This is a genomic window from Vibrio genomosp. F10 str. 9ZD137 (assembly GCF_049974785.1).
GTDB lineage: Bacteria > Pseudomonadota > Gammaproteobacteria > Enterobacterales > Vibrionaceae > Vibrio.
Genome location: NZ_JBNGCJ010000746.1, coordinates 1 through 3,913, shown reverse-complemented (window position 1 = coordinate 3,913; position 3,913 = coordinate 1). Strand labels below are relative to the sequence as shown.

Genomic DNA, 3,913 nt, shown 5'->3' with positions numbered 1-3,913 from the left:
GCTTACTGCTTACTGCTTACTGCTCACCTTGAATCGTAATAACCACTTGGCGTTTGCCAGCACAGTGACGATGCTCACCTAAATAAATACCTTGCCACATTCCCATGGCGAGTTTCCCATTATGAATCGGGATAGAAAGGCTTTGACCTAAAATGGATGATTTTATATGTGCGGGCATATCATCATCGCCTTCATAGGTATGTCGGTAATAGGGGGCCTTTTCTGGGACGTAGCGATTAAAGTGCGCTTCCATGTCACTACGAACGGTTGGATCTGCGTTTTCATTGATGGTTAAGCTGGCGGATGTATGTTGAATAAACACATGCATCAAACCAACGGAAAAAGCGCTCAACTCAGGGATTTGTTGTTCAATTTCATCAGTAATAAGATGAAACCCTTTTTTCTTTGCAGAAAGTTGAATGTTTTTCTGAAACCACATAGGGTGTCCTATAGTAAAAGTTGAATCGTTTATGGATTGTTATCGGCTTGAGGCCTTATGTAAACATGGTTTCTTTGAGAACGCCTTGTTTACGTGACCTACTTCAATGTCGGTGTCATTAAGCTGAGTCATAATCGGAAACTGAAAATTTATTACAATCTTGATAAATGTTATCGACTGAATAACACATTATTTTTGCTTAATCGGGGATTCTACCATTTGGTTGCGCTCTAGACGAAAACGGTGCAACGCGATGGAATAGAATAAAACCAACTGTAACATCGGAATTGACAGCATGTTGAAAAATATCAACCCAATAGAAACTCAAGCTTGGAAAGCGCTTACTGAGCATTTTGAAACCGCACAAGATATGGATATGAAAGAGCTGTTTGCTCAAGATGCAAAGCGTTTCGAGAGCTTTTCTACTCGCTTCGGTTCAGACATCTTAGTGGATTACTCTAAGAACCTAATCGACGCTGAGACTATGCAGCACCTATTCGCTCTTGCAAACGAGACTGAAGTTAAGTCTGCAATTGAAGCTATGTTTAGCGGTGATGCAATCAACAAGACTGAAGGTCGTTCAGTACTTCACACGGCTCTACGTAACCGTAGCGATAAGCCAGTAATGGTTGATGGCAAAGACGTTATGCCAGCCGTTAATGCAGTACTAGCAAAGATGGAACTGTTCACCCACCGTATCGTTTCTGGTGAGTGGAAAGGTTACACAGGTAAAGAGATCACTGATGTCGTCAACATCGGTATTGGCGGTTCGGACCTTGGTCCATACATGGTGACTGAAGCTCTAACGCCATACAAAACTCGCCTGAACATGCACTTCGTTTCTAACGTTGATGGCACTCACATCATTGAGACACTTAAGCCCCTTAACCCAGAAACTACGCTGTTCCTAGTGGCCTCTAAAACATTCACCACTCAAGAAACAATGACGAACGCACACTCTGCACGTGATTGGTTCTTGGCTGAAGCGGGTGACAGCGCACACGTTGCTAAACACTTCGCAGCACTATCAACTAATGCAACAGCGGTCGCTGAGTTTGGTATTGATACTGACAACATGTTCGAATTCTGGGACTGGGTTGGTGGTCGTTACTCACTATGGTCTGCAATCGGCCTTTCTATCTCTCTTTCTATCGGCTTCGATAACTTCGCTGAGCTACTAGATGGCGCACACGAGATGGATAACCACTTTGCTTCAACTGAGTTTGAAAGCAACATTCCAGTGATTCTTGCGCTTATTGGTGTTTGGTACAACAACTTCCATGGCGCTGAGTCAGAAGCGATTCTACCTTACGATCAGTACATGCACCGTTTTGCGGCTTACTTCCAGCAAGGTAACATGGAATCAAACGGTAAGTTTGTTGACCGTGAAGGCAACCCAGTAGAATACCAAACAGGTCCTATCATCTGGGGTGAACCTGGTACTAACGGCCAACACGCTTTCTACCAACTGATTCACCAAGGCACTAAACTGATCCCATCAGACTTTATTGCCCCTGCTATCAGCCACAACCCAGCCTCTGATCACCACCAGAAGCTAATGTCTAACTTCTTTGCTCAAACTGAAGCACTAGCATTCGGTAAGACAAAAGAGACAGTGGAAGCTGAATTCTTAGCGGCGGGCAAAACAGCTGAAGAAGTGGCTGAGCTTGTACCTTTCAAAGTATTTGAAGGTAACCGTCCAACGAACTCTATTCTTGTTAAGCAAATCACGCCTCGCTCTTTAGGTAACCTAATTGCGATGTACGAGCACAAGATCTTTGTTCAAGGCGTAATCTGGAACATCTTCAGCTTCGACCAATGGGGTGTAGAGCTTGGTAAGCAACTCGCAAACCAAATTCTTCCTGAGCTTGCTGACGATGCTCAAGTAACCTCTCACGACAGCTCAACGAACGGTCTAATCAACGCATTTAAAGCGTTGAAAGCTTAAAGCCGAGTAGAACAAAAAACCAAGCACTATTAATCATAGGCTTGGTTTTTATCTTTATGACACACAATAAAAAAGGTTGGCATAAGGCCAACCTTTTTTTGATAAGAATTTCTATTCAAAGCAAATCTCAATAAATGCGTTACCCCATTGAGAGGTGAAAGGCATAATGATGATAGAGCCTTCACACTTATGACGAATGGTATGGCCCTTTCCTGAAACAACGACAGGGGTTGCCATGTCAAAATCAAAGCCACTTTCTGCGAGGATTCGTTTTGCACCACCGGTTACCATATTGGTAATTTCACCCACCATATCGGTGACTTCTTCATTTAAGCCGTTTGGTCGCTCACCTAGCATGTTTTGCATGATCTCAAGAGCTAGGTCTTCATCAAAAGTGATCGACATAGAGCCTCGGCTTTTATCTCCGACCATCCCGATTAAACCAGACACATCACCACGGGCAATTTCGTCTTTCTTAACTCGAGGTTTTTGTGGTTTCAACTCTAGTGAAGCCATCGTTTTTAGTACATTCATTAATGATGCTAAAAACGGGTTTACAAATTCAGCGCGCATAGCCTTCTTCTATATTTTAATATCTACATTTGAGGAGCATGTTTGGCAAATTCCATGAGATTCAATAACATGATTAGAAATCTTAAAGTTATGCTTCTCTGCGTTCTTTGCTAACAAGCTTATAAGGTTATCATCTTGTAGTTCGATAACGTTATTGCAACTGTCACAAATCAATAAATGAGAGTAATGCTTATTGGCATTACATGAGCAACAGGATATAAAACTATTTGTTGATTCCACTCGGTGAATGAAACCTTGCTCCATTAAGAAATCAAGGGCTCGATAAACCGTTGGTGGCTTGGCTCTCGGCTCGGTTTTTTTTAACTCTTCAAGTAATTCATAGGCACTGGAAGCCTTTTTACTTGAACAAATGAGCTTAAAAACGCTTTTCCTTTGAGGAGTCAGCCTGACACCGCGTGCCATACAAATGCTTTCAACTTGCTCTAATAACTTTTGGTCCAAACTCATCACCATAACCATTGGACTAATTTAATAATATACCATTTTTCGACGAATATGGTTTCACATAAAATAATTTATGTCGTTTGTGGGAAATTTCATACATTAACTTATTGTATCGCATATACGTTTTCCCTTCTCATGTTAATCAATCTTATACATCATTGGTCAAAGACTTACGATAGTTCTATTGCGTTGGATGCAGGTAGCCTGGTGATGTATCAGTGCTCTAGAGCCGCGTCAATGATTAGGGGCATGTGAAAATACACGGCAGATTAGTTATAAATGAAGGGGATTATGAGGTAACGAGCTGAGGAATGCATGATAGAAGCGTTATGCTGCAAGAAAGTGAGAGGGTATGAACGTGGTAAAGCGATGGTAGCGTTACCACGTTTCTATACGCGTTTGTACTATATGAATTAGTTCTAGAACGTTAATGAATAAACAGAAGTGGTCCCACTGACTTCATTACTGACAGCAATGTAATGGCTGCC

At 42.0% G+C, this 3,913-nt stretch carries 4 protein-coding genes; 1 reads left to right on the top strand and 3 read right to left on the bottom strand.

Annotation, left to right across the window (positions count from 1 at the left end):
- Positions 1-16 precede the first annotated feature (16 nt).
- Positions 17-439, bottom strand: a complete 423-nt coding sequence (locus ACP45E_RS17590) for a secondary thiamine-phosphate synthase enzyme YjbQ (protein WP_017039740.1) — start codon at positions 437-439, stop codon at positions 17-19.
- A gap of 295 nt (positions 440-734) precedes the next feature.
- On the opposite strand from ACP45E_RS17590, the gene pgi reads away from it, so the two are divergent.
- The gene (pgi, locus tag ACP45E_RS17585) at positions 735-2,387 is read left to right on the top strand and encodes a glucose-6-phosphate isomerase (protein ID WP_017038473.1); all 1,653 of its coding nucleotides are present in this window, start codon (positions 735-737) and stop codon (positions 2,385-2,387) included.
- Positions 2,388-2,498: 111 nt separating this feature from the next.
- On the opposite strand, the gene ACP45E_RS17580 is transcribed toward pgi, so the two are convergent.
- Positions 2,499-2,960, bottom strand: a complete 462-nt coding sequence (locus tag ACP45E_RS17580; protein WP_017035816.1) for a chemotaxis protein CheX — start codon at positions 2,958-2,960, stop codon at positions 2,499-2,501.
- 9 nt (positions 2,961-2,969) lie between these two features.
- A complete protein-coding gene (gene zur / locus ACP45E_RS17575) occupies positions 2,970-3,434 on the bottom strand; it encodes a zinc uptake transcriptional repressor Zur (RefSeq protein ID WP_026026690.1) in 465 nt (154 codons plus the stop codon).
- Positions 3,435-3,913 lie beyond the last annotated feature (479 nt).